Annotated in this window: 16 protein-coding genes; 13 read left to right on the forward strand and 3 right to left on the reverse strand. The window is 44.8% G+C overall.

From position 1 onward, the window contains the following. Genes HRU80_06965 through HRU80_06975 form a run of 3 tightly spaced genes read left to right on the forward strand, consistent with a single transcriptional unit; the run spans position 1 to position 1,847 of the window. Positions 1 to 429, forward strand: coding sequence for a response regulator (locus HRU80_06965; protein QOJ28630.1), 429 nt, complete (start codon positions 1 to 3; stop codon positions 427 to 429). A gap of 4 nt (positions 430 to 433) precedes the next feature. Beyond that, positions 434 to 1,456 carry a PAS domain S-box protein gene (locus tag HRU80_06970; GenBank protein QOJ28631.1) on the forward strand — a complete coding sequence of 341 codons (1,023 nt, stop codon included), beginning with the start codon at positions 434 to 436 and terminating at the stop codon, positions 1,454 to 1,456. Beyond that, on the forward strand, positions 1,446 to 1,847 hold the full coding sequence (locus tag HRU80_06975) for a response regulator (GenBank protein QOJ28632.1): 402 nt from the start codon (positions 1,446 to 1,448) through the stop codon (positions 1,845 to 1,847). Before HRU80_06970 ends, HRU80_06975 begins: the two co-directional genes overlap by 11 nt. Before the next feature lie 293 nt (positions 1,848 to 2,140). Here HRU80_06975 and HRU80_06980 read toward each other — a convergent pair whose 3' ends face one another. After that, positions 2,141 to 2,500: an endonuclease domain-containing protein gene (locus tag HRU80_06980; protein QOJ28633.1), complete on the reverse strand. Its 360-nt coding sequence runs from the start codon at positions 2,498 to 2,500 to the stop codon at positions 2,141 to 2,143. 119 nt (positions 2,501 to 2,619) lie between these two features. Beyond that, positions 2,620 to 3,468: a 50S ribosomal protein L11 methyltransferase gene (prmA, locus tag HRU80_06985; GenBank protein QOJ28634.1), complete on the reverse strand. Its 849-nt coding sequence runs from the start codon at positions 3,466 to 3,468 to the stop codon at positions 2,620 to 2,622. Between the two features lie 267 nt (positions 3,469 to 3,735). Here prmA and HRU80_06990 point away from each other — a divergent pair, with 267 nt between their 5' ends. From HRU80_06990 to HRU80_07025, 8 genes are read left to right on the forward strand one after another with little or no spacing between them, the layout of a single operon-like run. After that, entirely contained in the window at positions 3,736 to 6,732 is a 2,997-nt protein-coding gene (locus tag HRU80_06990) for a TonB-dependent receptor (GenBank protein QOJ28635.1), read from the forward strand. A gap of 5 nt (positions 6,733 to 6,737) precedes the next feature. Further along, complete coding sequence (locus HRU80_06995; protein ID QOJ28636.1) at positions 6,738 to 8,822, forward strand: hypothetical protein; 2,085 nt, start codon at positions 6,738 to 6,740, stop codon at positions 8,820 to 8,822. After that, positions 8,819 to 9,757: a PorV/PorQ family protein gene (locus HRU80_07000; protein QOJ28637.1), complete on the forward strand. Its 939-nt coding sequence runs from the start codon at positions 8,819 to 8,821 to the stop codon at positions 9,755 to 9,757. The genes HRU80_06995 and HRU80_07000 overlap by 4 nt, the downstream gene beginning before the upstream one ends. An 8-nt stretch (positions 9,758 to 9,765) precedes the next feature. Beyond that, positions 9,766 to 10,488, forward strand: a complete 723-nt coding sequence (locus tag HRU80_07005) for a hypothetical protein (protein QOJ28638.1) — start codon at positions 9,766 to 9,768, stop codon at positions 10,486 to 10,488. Positions 10,489 to 10,506: 18 nt separating this feature from the next. Further along, positions 10,507 to 11,220 carry a hypothetical protein gene (locus HRU80_07010; protein QOJ28639.1) on the forward strand — a complete coding sequence of 238 codons (714 nt, stop codon included), beginning with the start codon at positions 10,507 to 10,509 and terminating at the stop codon, positions 11,218 to 11,220. Between the two features lie 29 nt (positions 11,221 to 11,249). Next, positions 11,250 to 12,371: a family 10 glycosylhydrolase gene (locus HRU80_07015; protein QOJ30483.1), complete on the forward strand. Its 1,122-nt coding sequence runs from the start codon at positions 11,250 to 11,252 to the stop codon at positions 12,369 to 12,371. Positions 12,372 to 12,377: 6 nt separating this feature from the next. Continuing rightward, a complete protein-coding gene (locus HRU80_07020; protein QOJ28640.1) occupies positions 12,378 to 14,252 on the forward strand; it encodes a family 10 glycosylhydrolase in 1,875 nt (624 codons plus the stop codon). A 51-nt stretch (positions 14,253 to 14,303) separates the two neighbouring features. Then, on the forward strand, positions 14,304 to 15,317 hold the full coding sequence (locus tag HRU80_07025) for a potassium channel protein (GenBank protein QOJ28641.1): 1,014 nt from the start codon (positions 14,304 to 14,306) through the stop codon (positions 15,315 to 15,317). Here the strand turns inward: HRU80_07025 and HRU80_07030 are convergent, their stop codons facing one another. Further along, positions 15,318 to 15,932, reverse strand: coding sequence for a DedA family protein (locus tag HRU80_07030; GenBank protein ID QOJ28642.1), 615 nt, complete (start codon positions 15,930 to 15,932; stop codon positions 15,318 to 15,320). It lies immediately after the preceding gene. Positions 15,933 to 16,359: 427 nt separating this feature from the next. Here HRU80_07030 and HRU80_07035 point away from each other — a divergent pair, with 427 nt between their 5' ends. After that, the gene (locus tag HRU80_07035) at positions 16,360 to 17,544 is read left to right on the forward strand and encodes a hypothetical protein (GenBank protein QOJ28643.1); all 1,185 of its coding nucleotides are present in this window, start codon (positions 16,360 to 16,362) and stop codon (positions 17,542 to 17,544) included. Positions 17,545 to 17,546: 2 nt separating this feature from the next. Continuing rightward, positions 17,547 to 18,059 carry a hypothetical protein gene (locus HRU80_07040; GenBank protein ID QOJ28644.1) on the forward strand — a complete coding sequence of 171 codons (513 nt, stop codon included), beginning with the start codon at positions 17,547 to 17,549 and terminating at the stop codon, positions 18,057 to 18,059. The last annotated feature ends 4 nt before the right edge of the window (positions 18,060 to 18,063 follow it).

An 18,063-nucleotide genomic window follows, 5' to 3' on the forward strand; every position in this document is an offset into this window, starting at 1 on the left:
ATGCAGCCAAAAAATATACTTCTGGTTGAGGATAACGAAGGAGATATTCTTTTGACTCTCGAAGGCCTGCAGGAATCCAATAAAGATCATAAGGTTGAAGTAGTTAAAGACGGCAAGGCGGCCATAGATTATTTAAACCGGATCGGAGAATATGCAAACGCAAATTCCCCGGATCTTATCCTGCTCGATATCAATCTTCCGAAAAAAACCGGAATTGAAGTTCTTAAATATATAAAAACTTCAGAGGTATTAAAGCATATACCGGTTATCATGCTTACGACCTCTTCTTCCACTAATGATATTAGACAGGCATATCTGAATTATTCCAATTGTTATATCACAAAACCGGTTGAAGCAGATGATTTTATAAAAGCGGTCAATGAGATTGATAATTTCTGGACAGGACTGGTAAGTCTGAAACCTGTATAGCAAAATGATTAAGGATCCCAAAAAATACAACATTCTTATCGTTGAAGATAATCCGGGAGATTATGTTCTGATTGAGGATTATCTGCACGAACTGATGATGAAACCGGAACTTATCCATGTATCAAATTTTTCTGAGGTAAAAAAGCTTACCAGCGAGGAAAAACCACGCGTTGATGTTGTGCTGCTTGACCTTACCTTGCCGGATAAACACGGGGAAAATCTGATAACCGAAATGCTTGCTCTCTGCGGAGATGCACCGGTTATTGTCCTCACGGGATATTCTGATTTTTCTTTCAGTATAAAGTCACTCAATCTGGGAGCAGCAGACTACCTCTTAAAGGACGAACTTTCCGCTTCAACCTTATATAAAAGTATCGTTTACACCATTGAGCGCAAGCGTTTTCTTATTGATCTGGAAGCCTCGGAAAAAAAATACAGAGACCTCTTTCATCTGAGCCCTACCCCAATGTGGTTCTATGATATTGTGACGCTGCGGTTTCTGGATGTAAATCAGGCGGCGGTACAGCATTATGGTTACAGCAGGGAAGAGTTTCTCTCCATGACCATCAAAGATATCCGTCCTCCGGCAGATGTGGCAAAACTTGAAGCTGTGCTTTCTGACAGAAGTGTTAAGATAACCTATCAGAATATCTTCCGGCACACAAAGAAGAACGGCGAAATTATTCATGTTGATATCTATGGTGCGGCAGTGGAGTTTGGTGACACTCATGCCCGTGTAATTGCCGCGAATGACATAACTGACAGAATTAATTATATATCAGCCATCGAAAAGCAGAATGAAAAGCTCAGAGAAATTGCCTGGCAGCAGTCTCATATCGCCCGTGCACCGTTAGCCCGCCTGATGGCTTTAACGGCGCTGCTCAGGGAAGAATTTGTATCTGATGAAGATGGGAAAATGGTTTTGCAGGGAGTATTAAACTCCGCATTTGAACTGGACGATATCATAAAGGATATTGCGGCTAAATCTGCCGCAATAAACATTGAAAGGCCTGAAAATGAAGTTTGAAGTGATGCTTGTGGATGATGATGATATGGTGCTGTTTGTCATATCAAGATATATAAGAAAGTCAGGGCTCTCCCTGAACCCGTTAAACTTCAGGAACGGGCAGGAGGCATTAGATTATATAACTGCACATCAGGATCCGGGAATGAATTTTATAGTCCTGCTGGATATAAATATGCCGGTCATGAACGGCTGGCAGTTTCTTGAAGCGGTTAAAGATCATGAAGTTGCACAAAGAATCCGGGTTGCCATGGTTACTTCATCGGTTGATTTCGAAGACGCAGACCGGGCCAAAACATTTCCGATGGTGGTATCGTATCTCATTAAGCCGGTTGATACTGATATGCTTGCATCATTAAAGAAGGTCCCGCAGCTTCAAGAGTTTTATAACTGAGTATATAAACCTCACCCCCTGCCCCTCTCCTTGGGAAGGAGAGGGGAGTGTGGAAAATGAATATGAAAATCCCTCTCCTTGGGAAGGAAAAGGGAGTAAGAATCTGTATTTAGAAGTCTGCCTCCTGTTTAAGGAGAAGGGTTCAGGATGAGGTTGATCCTGGCGGCTGGGGCTAAGAAATAAACGGATTGGTTGTATGTATACAAACCTCACCCCCTGCCCCTCTCCTTGGTAAGGAGAGGGGAGCATAGAATTTCACTTTAAAAGTCCCTCTCCTTTTTGAGGAGAGGGATTTAGGGTGAGGTTTCTTGCTCCGTTAAAAGCGATTGTATTTTATCCTCCACTGCCTTCATTACCTTATCCATATCATTCATAATCTCCTCATTCTTTATCCGCAAAAATCTGATACCGTATGCTTCTATGTGCTTCTGTCTTTCGGCATCGTATTTCTTCTGATCTTCCTTTTCATGTATTCCTCCGTCAATTTCAATGGCAAGTTTCAGGGAGGGGCAATAGAAGTCAATGACGTAAGAATCCACTGAATACTGTCTGCGGAATTTCTGCCCCTTGGTATTCCTGCTCCGCAGGAAAATCCACATTAGCTTTTCGAACTCTGTTGTTTTAACCCGCAGGTCACGTCTCCGGTCTTTCATCTCTATTTTGTTAAAATGCAGCGTCAATAATAACCATCCTTCTTATAAAAGTAAACATGCTAAATCATCTGCACAATTCAAAAGACCCGGAACTAATATATATTACTAACTCCTGATTACTAATTCCTTCTGAGCGCTATCATTCTCCACTCCTGCAATTCTGTTACCTCAAGCCGGGTTAAGCCGAGCCGGGTGTAGAGATCGGTAACTTCTTCAACATCATCGCCGAGCAGACCGGAGAGGAGCAGTATGCCTCCGGGTCTGATACGTGAGGTGAGTCCGTCAGCGATTTGCACCAGGATATTTTTCTGGATATTGGCAAGTATCAGATCGAATTCCGTCTGCGGAATGTCGTCCAGTTCGCAGGTACGTATTTCTACTTTGTCTGAAACATCATTAAGGCGGCAGTTCTCTATTCCGTTATCGTAACACCAGTCATCGTTATCGAAAGCAATTGCAGAGGCGGCACCAAGTTTCACTGCACCGATGGCCAGGATACCTGAGCCGGTTCCGGCATCAAGGACTTTCTCTCCGCCCCGGATGTATTTTTTGAGAGCCAGAAGCATCAATTTTGTAGTCTGATGTTCTCCCGTACCGAAGGACATTTTGGGGTCAATGGTCAGGATCAGTTCATTTCCCTCGGGCGTGTATTCCTTAAATGTTGGTTTAATGACCATATCATCGGAAACCCGTATTACGGAGATGTTCTTTTCCCACTCTTCATTCCAGTTGCGGTTTGCAAATACCTGGGTCATCACCTGGTAATCATTAAGCTGTCCTGCGGTTTTCAGTTCCTCAAGAGCTTTTTCAACGGATTCTTTGCCGGGATCCTGCTCTGCGTCGAAGTAGAGCCGGAGTCCGGAATCCACTTCTTCAATGCCGGCCGGTTCCAGTTCCCACAGATACGCAGAGATAATTTCAAGATTTTCTGCATCGGGGAGTATGGTATAGACTGTTATGTTTTTCACTATCTTTTCTTTCATTTTACTCTGCAAATATACAATCGTTTACATCCTTCTGGTCAGGATTGGCTGGTGAAACAGCGGGCGAAAAAGTACCTTAAGTGAATAAAATCAGGGTTTATCTGTCTGTTTCAATTTTTTATTTGACGGCTTCTCCTTAAATTTCAAAGGATTATTCATACAAACATCTTACAGACTGTCATGTGCCTGAAATCTGCTGTCCTTCGAAAAATATCCGTGCTAATTCTTTTATTTATATTTCTTCCCGGCATATTGTTTGCCCAAAAGGGTAAAATTTCCGGTAAAGTGACGGATGCCCGGACAGGTGAAGAATTAATCGGGGTAAACATTCTTGTTGTCGGAACCAATATCGGGGCTGCTTCTGATGTCAGCGGCCGGTATTCGATAATAAACGTAACTCCCGGAATCGTGGAATTAAGTGCGAGTCTCCTCGGCTACGGAAAAGTTACCGTGAGCGATGTGGAAGTGTTTGTTGACAGAACAACAACCGTCAATATTAAGCTTTCTGAGGAAACCATCCAGATTGAGCAGGTGGTAGTAAAGGCGGAAAAGCCAAAAATTATAAAAGACCAGACCTCCACCAGCTCTTCCCTGAGCGAGGCGCAGATTAAAACGGCACCTGTTGAAGGACTGAGAGGACAGCTCGACCTTAACGCTGGTTTCCAGAAGACTGCTACAGGAAACTATACCGTCCGCGGTTCAGGCTCGTATGAAGTGAATTTTCAGGTGAACGGCGTAGAGCAGGTAAATACCTCAACCGGAGGACCGGCAGGAACCCCAGGTACTGAAAAAGCTGACAACTCCTGGAAGTATGACGTTAACCCGCTGGGTGTTTCGCAGATGCAGCTTATAACCGGAGGATTTTCAGCTGAATACGGCAATGCACAGGCAGGTGTGGTAAAAGTTGTGTTAAAAGAGGGTACACCAAAACTGAGCGGTGAGTTCAGAGTGGAATACCGTCCCGCCGGGCAGTATCACTTCGGTGAATATCTGTACGATCAGAATAATTACGAATGGACAAAATGGGGCAATTTTGATAACTGGTGGGCAAAACGAAATGAAGAAAGCTTTATCCGTGAAATCGGCATACTTGACAAAGTGGGAAGCAATGACCGTTATAACTGGCTTTATGACCGGCTTAAATCAGGAGGGGCAACTGCATCTGACTCAGCCGCATGGAATGAAGTACTTGACAGGGAAATCCGCTGGGCACACGGCCTCTGGGTAAAAAACCATTCACCCGCCGATGATAATCCGCTCGGTGTTTACGATTACCGTCAGCAGGCATACACCCGTTATCTCATCGGATTCGGCGGACCGCTGGGCAAGGAAATGAACTCTCTCAAATTTTACTTCTCCGGTGAATACCGGAAAAATCCGACAAGGCTTCCCACACCGGAACGGAATCTTGTCTACCAGAACTATATATTAAATCTGACTTATACACCCATCCGCGATCATAAGTTCAAACTGATGACCTCTTATCAGAACTATACCGGCGGCATCTGGTCAGGTTCTGATGATATCCGCTGGGCGGGTATTGCGTTTGTCCCCTCCGGCTCATCAACAAAATATCTGGTAACGGTTGACCCCGTCAGAACCGAGCAGACCGTTTCGCAGAGTTTTAACTATGTATATACCATTTCTAATTCATCATTCTTAGAAGCAACACTTACCAATCAGAATGACTCCTACACACTGCCATATAAATATCTGGTTGGCAATACTCAGGAAGTTGACAGATTGGACAGTCTTGGTGATACCCGCGGTGCAGTACTCCGTGACGGCTCCTGGTATGAGTCGGCACTCTTCCGCCGTCCGTTTAATCTGAGTACGAATTATTATCAGGACTCCCGCAATAACATTCTGAATTTTTCATTCGATTATACCAATCAGATCAGCCAGGCACATCTGCTTAAGACAGGGATACGATTTGCGTATTATGATCTTTTTAATCACGCAGTCAACTCGAGTTTTACCGCCAACACGTATCTTATCCGCAGCGGTTACGCGGAATATTACCAGGCTTATCCGATCAATGCAGCGTTTTATATACAGGATAAGATGGAGTTTGAGGGAATGGTTGCCAATCTGGGACTGCGGGGAGATATATACAATTTCCAGGAAGAGGTTCCGGCAGACCGGTTTAATATCTTTTATCAGGGAAAAGGAGGTCCTGGCAAACCGGATCAGCCCTATGGCAATCCTGAAACAGTACCTTCAGAAACCAAGTTTATCCTGATGCCCAGAATAGGCGTTTCATTCCCGATTGGCGAGAATACCGCCTTCAGAATCCAGTACGGACATTTTGCTTCAATGCCTATCTTTACGCAGGCGCTCTCACAAAGAACTGACCAGGGCTGGCTGGTGCGAGGCAATCCTAATCTTGACTTTAAGAAGAGCATCAATTTTGAGTTCGGTCTGCAGCAGATTCTTGACGATGCACAGCGCCTTGATGCAGTACTCTATTACAACGACCGTGTCAGCCAGATAGGCACACAGCGTTATGCATCATTCACGGGAAGTCTTGGACCGCAGGGAGGTGTAAGAGGATATACAACTGACGATATACCGCTCTATCCTTACACGACCTATGATAACAATGCATTTGGCGCTTCAGTAGGTGTTGAGTTTTCCATAGAAAAAATCAATGTTGAGAACTGGAGATATAAGGTAAGCTATTCCCTCTCACAGACCACCGACGGCAACTACGGCTCTGAATTTATTTACCCGGATAATACCCGTGCTGAGCAGAGAAACTTCACCGGTGAATTCCTCAGTTCAAGCGACCGGACGCATTCCCTTCGTGCTATTGTTCAGTATGTGCTCCGGAATGAAGAGGGGCTGCGTATGTTCGGATTTAAACCGTTCCAGAACTCGACATTCAGCCTTACCTATTCAGCACAGTCAGGTCTTCCTTTCACGTATATCACCACGTTCGATCTTTCAGATATACGGAATAACAGAAGATACCCGCTTGAATCGGTATTTGATTTCAGTTTTAACAAAGATATCTATTTTGGCGGAACCAGAATACTGCTTGGCATGAGAGTGATGAACCTTTTCAATAACAGATGGCTTACACCGCTTTCAGGAACTGACCTGAACTTCTGGGTAGAAAAAGGAATTACCATGGACAATCCGGCTGATAAATCGGAAATTGAACTTACGAGCTACCGGATTGCAGCATTTAAGACATATAAGAATATACCCCGTCAGGTATTCTTCTCATTAGGAATCGGGTTCTAAAGATTATGAAACAAAGACTCATTATACTTATCGCAATACTTACCGGATTACTGTCCGCTGATATATACGCTCAGATAGAGACTCCGGCACTCAGTTTTAACCGCGGCAAACTCTGGCAGAGCGTATTCAACGGAAAAAGCGGCCCCAGTTTTAATAACTGGAGAAGAATCGGTATCGGACTTGACTGGCCGGGCTTTGAGCCAAGCTGGATAAACGAAAACATAGGAGGCGCTCCCTCCTATATGCTTACCGGCGGTCTGATTGTCGGTGCTAAACGTACTGCTGACTCGGTTCTGGTTGTTGAAGACTGGTCAATCTCCGGAGCAACTATTTCCTCCGAAACAGGCGCGAAATATCTTCTTACAAAGCATAACTTCAAGTATAAAAACGGAGATAACTACTGGCTGGTTTCAAGTCCGCTTGAAGGAGAAGAGGTGATTGAAACTTCATGGGAATATAATAAACTCTACACCGATGAGTTTGGCATTACCCGCCAGTTACCGGTGAGAGTTACCCGCTCGAGCCATCAGTGGAGCGGATCAGCGCGGAATGAAAATTATGTTATTCATGAATATGTGATAAAAAATATATCGCCTGAGCTGAAATCTCACTTTTCCGCGCTTGGTGATACCCTCAGAGTGGCAACAATTGCGGATACTCTGCTTGAGTTTTACGCAATGTTTAACTATGCACTGCATGCAAACTCCCGCTCATGGACGGTACTTTTCCCCCAGGAAACTCCTGGCGCACGCAATACCTGGTTTTTCTATGACGCGGCAAGACGCATGATCTGGGGAAGAGCTGCTGATTATCTGAGAACAAGCAAGATAGAACCTGATTTTGGTTTCTCAAACTCACAGGGACGTATTACCAACGGCAATCCATCAGGTGAGTGGCTTGCCCCCGGATATGTTGGTCTGCGATTGCTTTACTCATCACGGAATTCCTCCAATCAGACAACCACGGTCAGGTCATACGGGTTTTCAGCCGCCGATGACGCATTTGACTTTGGCGGACCTCTCTCAAATAAAAATACTGAAGAAGCCCAGTATGAACTGATTAAAAACCTTTCTTCAGCACAGAATTATGTTCAGCTTCCAACTGATACCGTATATATGCGCCGCTCAAGAATGTGGTCAATGATGAATCTGGGCCCGTGGGATATACTGCCCGGGGACTCAATTGTGATTGCTGTTGCCGAACTGGTTGACGGCGCGAGCTATAATTCAGCGCTTGATCCTTCTGCCTCAAGCATAATAGGAGCAGGAGGTCTGCGGCTGTTCCAGAATTCTGCTGATAAAGCCAAGTTCACGTATGATCAGAAGGTTAAGGGAAACGGATTTAATCATCCGGATCCTCCTCCTGCTCCCGCCTTTACAGTTGATTTCTATAAAGGGAGAGAAGGATTTGTGGCCAACGAAATCATCTGGAATAATTCGAAGGAATCGGTTCCTGATCCCGATGATGGCACTCCAGATCTGGCAGGATACAGAGTGTACCGTTCGGATTACCTGCCGATCGGTCCCTGGGATTCAGTGGGAACCGTTCTCAAAGGCGATCCGGCTGTATACAACGCAGCTACCGGTGAATACCGCTTTATTGATTCAACCGTTGATATCGGCTCTTCTTATTATTATGCCCTCACGGCTTTTGACAACGGAAGGCCTTCATGGAATATTGACCCGACGGCACGATTCACCGAAACCGGAAGCACCGGTGCGGTTCCGGCTCTCGAGTCATCAATCTACGCCAATAAGAAGATTGTGAAATTCACTGCTACGCTTCCTCCGCTTCAGACTCTGGATAAGGTGCTGGTTGTGCCGAACCCGTTTGTTATCGGCGCGGGGTCATCGCTGCCGGGTGAAAGCGATCAGCTGCAGTTTGTGAATATCCCTAATCCCTGCACCATCAGAATATATACGGTGAGAGGTGATCTGGTAAAAACCATTGAAGTGCCTGAAGGTACCGGCGCGGTGGTCTCCTGGGATCAGGTGACTGATTACCGTCTCTTCATAGAAAGCGGGGTATATATTTATCATATAGATTCCCCGGTGGGTACAAAAACCGGAAAGTTTGCGGTGGTAAGATGAAAAACATACTCTCTTTTATACTTATTATACTTTTGACAGTACCTGCAGTTCCGCAGGAGTTCAAGAAAAACGCGACATCAGGATTTACCTTTCTCACTATACCGGTAACGGCAAGAACAGCGGGACTGAGCGAGGCATCCATAGCCCTCAGTGATAACGGAAGCAATTCGGTATTCGTTAATCCGGCAGGACTAGGATTCTCTGAAACTGCTCACTCCCTTGCGCTTTCCTATTCTTCATACATCGCGGATATTAACCATTACGCATTCAGCTACGCGTTTAACTCTGATATCGGTGTGATTGCCGTGGGTATGATGCAGATGGATTTCGGCGATATGTCCCGTACGGTAAAATCGTCAGGCCAGAAATTCTTTGAAGAAACCGGAAAGTTTGGTGCATCAGGCACGGCAATCTTTGCAGGTTATTCACGCCGGCTTACTGATAAGTTTGCTTTTGGCCTTGCGGTTAAATATGTCAAAGAGTCCATTGATATTTATTCAGCGGATAACTTCCTGCTTGACGGCGGTGTTCTCTATTTCACGGGACTTTCCAGTCTGAGAATAGCAGCCACAATCAACAACTTTGGTACAGATTCCAAATATATCAATGATCCCTTCAAAATGCCTTCTTCAATCAGACTTGGGGCAGCTTCTGAAGTATACGGCTCAATGGAGTCTGATCTGCGTGTAACTCTTATAGCCGAAGCAGTTCATCCGAATGACGGGGATGAACGCCTGAACACCGGATTTGAGATCGGATATAATAAAATGTTTTTCCTCCGGGGGGGATACAAGTTCTTCTATGATGAGGAAACTTATTCGGTGGGGATCGGGTTTAACTCTGATTTCTCTCAGACCATTTCGGCAGATTTTTCCTATGCTGATTACGGACGGCTTGGGGGCACTCTCCGCTTTTCATTGCAGTACGGATTGTGAGGTATAAAATGAAAAAAACTCTTTTACTCGCAATTGCTTGTTTTATGCTTGCCGAAACAGTTCACGCCCAGGTTACTTCAATATCATTTTATTCTGACTATTCAGCTGGGCTTTCAAAAAGAATTAAGGTAACTGAGGCAGATGCTGTCGGCGGCGGACTGATACTGAAGTATAATGTGATGGACTGGTTCAGTCTTAATCTTACGGCAGGATATACACTCTACAGTGTTTCTCAGGATTCAGCACTGCAGAAGTGGAACTGGGATTTCTGGGAAATCCGGTACCGGAACCGTGTTGCGGCTGACCTGGCTGAAAACCCCGGTTCAGCAGCATCATTAGTTCCTGTTCAGAAAATGGATATACTTCCGGTACTTCTTTCTTTCAGCAGGGAGTTTGAACTGACGGATAATCTTAAGATTTCACCGGAAATTGGCGGAGGAGTATATTTTTATACCAGAAGGATGTATCTTGCTGAATCCTGGCAGAGGCGTTTTGATTCATACGGGCTTACCTATGAATACAGCTACCGCAACTTTGCCACGAATAAATACGGCAATCCGGCGGTTATTTTTGCCGGAGCCGGTGTGAGATATATTATCACTGAAGGATTTTCACTTGAAGGAAGCGTTAAGTATCAGCAGATTCTTAAGACGGAGGGGTCAATGGGCTACAATGAGTTTATTTTTGAAAATGCCCTGAGCACCGGCCTGGCGCTTGTTTTCAGTTATTAATAAATGAAAAGCAGAAGCATGAAGCGGATTTTATATATACTTATAACAGCGGTCACACTTTTTACTGCTGATACTTATGCACAAAAGATTCAGTTCATCGCGGGAGCGGAAGGTTCACTCTTCATTCCGGCAGGATCTCTTGCAGACCGGTTCAAGCCGGGCATGGGGTTCAGTCTCCGGTTTGGTCAGGAAACTTCCCCCGGATGGTACTGGTTTGGTGCGTTTGAATATATCAACTTTGGAACGGAAAATGAGGAAAAGCTTTCCGTAAAACGTAACCTGAACGTCGCGGGAGTTCCCCAGACGGTTCAGGTTCCGACTCCCGGTATTGATATGTATCTGACTGCGTACGGTTTATCCGCGAACGCAAAGTCAAATCTGGCGGATTTCGGATTTTTAACGGCGGATATCGAATTCGGATTCGGTGTTTACCGCTGGGAAGGATTCCGCGGCAGTTTCAGGGATTCAATTTATTACGACACTACCGGGACCGGTGTGAAATCAGGTATTGAATATATATCAATTGCCGAAATAAAACAGCTCGACTGGAGCGGAGGAGTGAATGTAGGAATCGGCATAACCATTCCGGTAATCAGTCCCGTTGATTTTTATTTAGGAGCCCACTATAAAATGATTATTGGTGAACTCTGGCCGGCTCTTGTGCTTGACATGGAAAATGTAAGTGTCTTTCAGATGTATCAGATAACAGCAGGAATACGAGGTTCATTTTGACAAACAGGGTGCTTTTAGTTTTAACAACAATATTTCTTTTTTCCTTCGGATGTCAGGCAGGCAGAATATCATCAGGTGAGGGAAAAAATGAAGCAGTCCGCGGGGTATGGCTGACAAATGTGGACAGCGATGTGCTCACATCACGCGAAAAAATCCGCGAAGCAGTCGCGCTCTGCAAAGCAAACGGCATCAATACCATATTTATGGTTACCTGGAATAAAGCGGTAACCATGCATCCGAGTAAGGTAATGCTCGAGCATTTTGGCGTTGAGCAGGATACTCTCTACTGGGGACGCGACCCGCTTGCTGAAATGATCGAAGAGGCCCATAAAGAAAATATCAAAGTGTTCGCCTGGTTCGAGTTTGGCTTTTCAACCTCATATAATCTGGACGGCGGACACATTATTGCAAAGAAACCGGAATGGGCTGCACTTGATTCAGACGGCAATCTTGTAAAAAAGAATAATTTTGAATGGATGAACGGTTTTCATCCAGATGTTCAGAAATTTGCTATTGATCTGGTAACCGAAGTTGTCCGCAATTATAACGTTGACGGCATTCAGGGGGATGACCGTCTTCCCGCCATGCCTTCTGAGTCAGGATACGATCCTTACACTGTTGCATTATATAAAAAGCAACATAATGGTCAGGAACCTCCTGCCGATTACGCCGATCCTGCGTGGATTGAATGGCGCTGCAATCTGCTTACTGATTTTATGGGCAGAATGTATAAAGCGGTTAAAGAAATTAAAAAAGATGTGATTGTTTCTGTTTCTCCTTCAATTCATCCTTTTGCCAAAGAAGAATATCTTCAGGACTGGACAACCTGGATGCGCAAAGGATATGTTGAACTGGTGAATCCGCAGCTTTACCGCTATAACATAAATGCCTATCAGAAACTCCTTGATGACTTATATAGCGGACAGATAGACAAGAAAGACCTCCACCGCTTCTATCCCGGTATTCTGGTTAAGCTTGGCAAGTACTATCCTTCGGAAGAGTTTCTTTTGCAGATGATAGAGGCAAACCGCAAGGCAGGCCTCAAGGGAGAAGTATTCTTCTTCTATGAAGCTCTGAAGCGTTATCCGGGACTCTTTAAGGAGAAAATATATACTGATGATGTTGAATTTCCCGATTTATTGCACAGGTAAGGTAATTTGAGAAAAGCCCTTTGGATTATTTGTTTTCTTCCTATTCTGCTCACTGCACAGCAAAAGACTGAGTTCCGTGCTGTCTGGATAACCAATGTTGACAGTTATGTTTTGTTCAGCGATAAGAACATAACCGATGCCGTGAACTATCTGGCTGAACGCGGATTTAACGTGATTTTTCCCGTTGTCTGGAATAAAGGATATACGCTGTATCCCAGCCAGATTATGCAGGAAAAGTTTAACGTGCCCATCTGGCAAACCTTTGCCGGAAGGGATCTGCTGAAGAAACTGATTATCGAGGCACACCGGGTTGGCATCGAAGTAATACCCTGGTTTGAATTTGGCTTTTCTTCATCATACTCTCTTAACGGAGGGCATATTATTAACAAATATCCCTCATGGGCAGGCAGGAAAAATGACGGAAGTCTGCTGGTAAAAAACGGCTTCGACTGGATGGCAGGTACCAATCCAGAGGTGCAGGATTTTATGATAAGCATCATTACCGAAGTGCTTGATAATTATGATGTTGACGGTGTTCAGGGGGATGACCGCCTTCCTGCAATGCCGGTTGAAGGGGGATATGATTCAACAACCGTTGCCATATATAAATCAGAAAACGGAGGCGCCAATCCTCCGGCGAATTTCTGGGATGCTTCCTGGAAGCGCTGGCGCGCAAATAAACTGAATAATTTTTTCAGGAGAATGAAAGACTCCGTGAAAGTGCGCGGTGAGCATCTGATTGTTTCCGCGGCGCCATCCAATTATCCCTGGGGTTATGATGAATATCTGCAGGACAGCAAAACCTGGGTTGACTCCGGCATCGTCGAGAATTTTATACCGCAGCTTTACCGCTACGATTATACATCATACGCAAATGAGCTGATTAATGCCTCAAACCTTGTGCCTGCATCAAAGAAACATATTTTCTTCCCTGGCATGCTTACCAAAGCAGGAAGTTATATAATTTCCCCATCGTTCTTTATTCAGTCGATGAACCTGAACAGAACACGCGGCATGAAAGGGGAGTGTTTCTTCTTTTACGAATCATTCCCAGCCAATAACAGTCTGCTTGGTGATACACTGCGCACGTTATATTACAATGAACCTGCTCTGGTGCCCTACCGCAACGGTAATGTTTTCCGTCCTGCAGCCCGGATTATTAACGAAGATGATGAATTAAATACCCAAAGGCAGGGGAACTGGCAGCGTGTTCCGGTACAGGGCTTCAATCCGCAGATATACTGGACCAATGACACCGCTGATGCATGGTTCGATTATTATATTGAAGCGAAAGCCGCGGCGTGGTATGATATCTATGTATATAATGTTCCGAATTTTGCGTTTACACAGTTTGCCAAATATACAATTTATGATACCAACGGAGAACAGACCGTTATTTTTAATCAGCAGAATTCCGCAAACGCAACGTGGGTAAAAATCGGAGAGGCATATCTGAACCCCGGACGGTCGCGGGTGCTGCGTGTTGATAATACACAGATGGAGCCGGGCAAGTATCTGCTGGCTGATGCAACCATGATGATGGTAAACCGGAAAAAATCGCCCGATGCAGTTTTCACCTCTGTTGAGGATGAATCACCCGGGATAAAGCAAATACCCGGCTCATTTCAGGTGTATGATGCATACCCTAATCCGTTTAACCCGGCAACCAATATCCGTTTTTCACTTCCGCATGCAGGACTCGTAAAAGCTGAATTATTCAATTCACTTGGACAGCGTATTTCAGTTCTTACTGAAGATTTCCATGAAGCCGGTGAGCATACACTCAGAGTTGACGTACCTGACTTGACATCAGGAGTTTATTTTGTAAATTTCACAGGTAAAGATTTTCAGAAATCCGTAAAAGTATTGCTGCTTAAATAGAAAGGAACTTTTGGACCTTCTGAAGGGGCAGAGAGTAAGTTGAAAAGCCAGATGAATCTCTTCACGAAACGGCTTATCCTCTCGCTGCTTCTCCTTATCCTTCTCGGTTTAGGGGGAACCCTCGGATATTACATAATATCCGAAGGGGAGGCATCGCTTACTGACTGCTTTTATATGACGGCTATTACCGTCACGACCATTGGTTACGGAGAAATTATCCCTCTTGATAGCAGCCCCGGAGGAAGAATTTTTACCGTAATACTTGCCCTCTTTGGCGTTGGCTCTTTTACCTATATAGTTACCAACCTTACTGCACTCCTTATTGACAGAGATGTTTTTCTTTCCTATTCAAAGAAGCGGACACTCAAAATGATTTCAAAACTGAACAAACATTTTATCATCTGCGGTACCGGAGATATAGGGCTGCAGATTGCAAAGGAACTTAAAGCAACTGACCGTCCCTTTGTGCTTATTGATAAAGATATCCATAAAACAAATCATCTGATAGATATAAAAGATTTTATCACTCTGGAGGGAGATGCAACTGAAGATAATATACTTATCAGCGCGGGTATCGAAAAGGCGAAAGGAATTTTTGCGGTAACCGGTGACGATAATTATAATCTGGTGATTACCTTTACCGCAAGGCAGCTTCACCCGGAAATCCGGATTATTTCCAAAGTAAGGGATATTCAGCAGATCGAAAAAATAAAAAGGGCCGGGGCTGACTCAGTTATATCTCCCTACATGATTGGAGGCCTTCGGATAGTATCTGAAATGGTGCGTCCTGCAGTGGTAAGTTTTCTGGATAGCATGATGCGGGATAAAAATGCCAATCTACGGGTTGAGGAAATTGACCTTACTCCGGTAAGCAAAGGGAAAACCCTTGAGGAGATGGATCTTTACTCCCGTGAAGATATTCTGCTGCTTGCTCTGAGAAAAGACGGCGAGATACAATTCAACCCTCCGAGAGCCACCGCTCTCGAAGGGAATGAAATTCTTATTCTTATGGTATCACCCTCCGGCAGGAAAGAACTGAAGGAGAGGTTCGGTCTGGCTACCTGATTACAGCAGGAATTTAATTACTACGAACCCGCCGATCAGCAGTACCGTAAACGCTATTGCCAGCCAGTCAAAATATTTATCAATAAAGTTCTTAATGTGCTCGCCGTATTTCCAGAGGAGAAATGCTACCAGGAAAAACCGTGCGCCTCTTGAAAGTATTGAAGCGAAGATGAACATGGGGAGATTTACGTTAAAGGCACCTGAAGCAACGGTAAACACTTTATAGGGAATAGGAGTAAAACCGGCCGTGAAAATAATCCAGAAATCATACAGCTTGTAAAGCGCTTCAATTTCGAAGAATAATTTTTCAGTAAAGCCGGGGACATTATTAAAGAAAAACATTGCAAGCCAGGTAAACTCCATATCCAGATTCCACCAGGCAAAATGGCCGATGGCATAACCAAACATGCCTCCCAGGACTGAGCCGATGGTACAGGTAAGCGCAAATTTAAAGGCTTTTGTCCTGACGCTCAGCACAAGTGCAATCAGTAACGCATCCGGCGGAATGGGGAAAAAGGAAGATTCTGCAAATGCGAGAAGGAAAAGGGCTATGGGTCCGTAGGGTGTCTGTGCCCAGTGCAGCACCCAGTCATAGAGTTTTCTGACTATTTTCATGCGTAATTATCGTAAACAAAATGCCAAAATTACCGCAATGGAGGTGCATAAACAATGGAAATCAACGTGTGTACAGATTTAACAGCTTGCACGGATTAAACTGACGATTTTTTTTGGAACAAGCCGCGGCTTGCCCTACACCTTTTTGCAACGATCTGCATGGATGAATACAAATAATGATCGCAGATTAAGCGGATAACATGGATTATTGATCGCAGGTTAAATTTACCCTCTCTGGAGAAGTTACGGTCTGTCCGGAACGGTCGAGATCCGTGCATTATAAATCGTACATTGTACATTAAAATGTACACTGCCGGTTTCAGAATTAGACACTATTTTAGGAGTGAGCTTTATTTTTCTTTATAATAAAGGATTTTTCAGGCACAATTTTTGCTCGATACCCTTTAGTACAATGGAGCCAAGAGTCATGAAAACATATATTTATCTGCTGGTTTTACCGCTGCTTTTTACCGGCTGCTACACGCAGCTTGCTGTTGAAGAAAGCGATGATTACACCTACTCCCGGAACACTTACGAACCGGAGCGGTATGGTGATGAGGAGTCCTATGTGGAATCCGACACGGTTTATGATGATGAGACCACCATTGTAAACAATTATTATTTTGACGGAAATTTTGGGTCATACCGCCGGTATTTCGGAGGGTATTACCCTTCGTCCACCATTATCATTGGCTACCACTATTCACCTGTCTGGTATTTCCACAGCGGGTGGAGCTATTTCTGGTGGGATCCCTGGTACCCGACCTTCTGCGGATTTGACTGGTATCCGGGGCTATACTCGTATTGGGGTCCGCATTACTACTACCCATACTGGGCTTATAACTATAGCTCCTACAATTATTACGGCTACAGCGATGGATACCGCTACAGAACCGATGATCTTGCGCGGCTCCGCAATAATGACGGTCTGAGGAACAGTTATACTTCCCGTGATGGTTTTAAGGGGAGAAGAAACAACAGCGTGGATGTTGATGTTACCAGAGACCGGAATGCCTTTGATACAGGACGCCGTGACAGGGATACCCGTGATGGTATTACTACCCGTGACCGCAGCCGTGATGTAAGAAATAATGATACCTGGAATAATACCCGCGATGACCGCCGTACCGATCTGAATGAAAATAAACGGCGCCGTGATGAGGAAACTAAAATCCGCCGTGACTATAAGGATAATGAGCGGAAATCAGATATCAAGGATAAAAAACGTGATTCCCGTGATAACGAAAACAACAGGAAGTCACCGACGGTTAACCCCCGGAAGCGAGAAAACAATAATGAGAATAACACCAACCGTAACAATAATGTAACGCCTGAACGGAAGCGCGAAAACAATAATGAGAGCAACCGCAGGAATAACTCAGTAAATACTGAACGGAAGCGTGAAAATAACCGTAATGACGGCACGATCAATAAAGAACGGAATTCATCGCGGAATGACAACAGGAGCTCAAACCGCTCCTATTCACCTCCTTCACGGAATAATGATAACAGCAGCCGCTCATCTTCTGGCAACAGATCCGGCGGCGGAAATAACAGCAGATCATCTGGCGGCGGAAGCAGCCGTGATGATAATTCATCAAGGAGAAGATAATTTTGAAATCACTGATTGTATATATCGCGTTTTTACTGCTTATACCATTCACCGGATGCTACACGGTTCTTCTGACGACGGAGAACACCTACGAGGAAGAACTGATACGCCTTGAGTCAGGTGATGAAGCGGAGGAAATGAGTTACGAAGACGGCTGGATATATGCTCCCCGCGTAGAGGAGCAGGCAACCTGGTTTGACTATTACAACCTTCCCTGGTGGTATGTGAATCCAATGGTTTCGAAAGATATTAATCCCAATCGCATTGATGGCGGTACTTTTGACCGTCTGCGTGAGACCGGTGGCGGCAGCGGCGGCGGGGGCGGTGCTACACGATCCAGCAACGGAGGCGGCAATTCTACTTCCGGCAACACATCCCGTGAAACTGAAAAGAAAAATGTTAACGCTGATGAGGGGAATCAGAACAATAACAATTCATCCAACCGCAGCAGCGGGGGAGACAAGAAAAACCTGCGCAACGATGACGGAAACCGTACAACTCCTAAACGAAGATAATGAT

This window comes from Ignavibacteriales bacterium (genome assembly GCA_015709675.1).
Taxonomy (GTDB): Bacteria; Bacteroidota; Ignavibacteria; order Ignavibacteriales; family Ignavibacteriaceae; genus H2-BAC3.

Bases quoted from the DNA above. Each gene is read 5' to 3' on its own strand.
- HRU80_06975 (QOJ28632.1), top strand. From the start codon at position 1,446: ATGAAGTTTGAAGTGATGCTTGTGGATGATGATGATATGGTGCTGTTT.
- HRU80_06970 (QOJ28631.1), top strand. From the start codon at position 434: ATGATTAAGGATCCCAAAAAATACAACATTCTTATCGTTGAAGATAAT.
- HRU80_06980 (QOJ28633.1), bottom strand. From the start codon at position 2,500: ATGAAAGACCGGAGACGTGACCTGCGGGTTAAAACAACAGAGTTCGAA.
- HRU80_07005 (QOJ28638.1), top strand. From the start codon at position 9,766: ATGAAAAAAACTCTTTTACTCGCAATTGCTTGTTTTATGCTTGCCGAA.
- HRU80_07025 (QOJ28641.1), top strand. From the start codon at position 14,304: ATGAATCTCTTCACGAAACGGCTTATCCTCTCGCTGCTTCTCCTTATC.
- HRU80_07000 (QOJ28637.1), top strand. From the start codon at position 8,819: ATGAAAAACATACTCTCTTTTATACTTATTATACTTTTGACAGTACCT.
- HRU80_07010 (QOJ28639.1), top strand. From the start codon at position 10,507: ATGAAGCGGATTTTATATATACTTATAACAGCGGTCACACTTTTTACT.
- HRU80_07030 (QOJ28642.1), bottom strand. From the start codon at position 15,932: ATGAAAATAGTCAGAAAACTCTATGACTGGGTGCTGCACTGGGCACAG.
- HRU80_06965 (QOJ28630.1), top strand. From the start codon at position 1: ATGCAGCCAAAAAATATACTTCTGGTTGAGGATAACGAAGGAGATATT.
- HRU80_07035 (QOJ28643.1), top strand. From the start codon at position 16,360: ATGAAAACATATATTTATCTGCTGGTTTTACCGCTGCTTTTTACCGGC.
- HRU80_06995 (QOJ28636.1), top strand. From the start codon at position 6,738: ATGAAACAAAGACTCATTATACTTATCGCAATACTTACCGGATTACTG.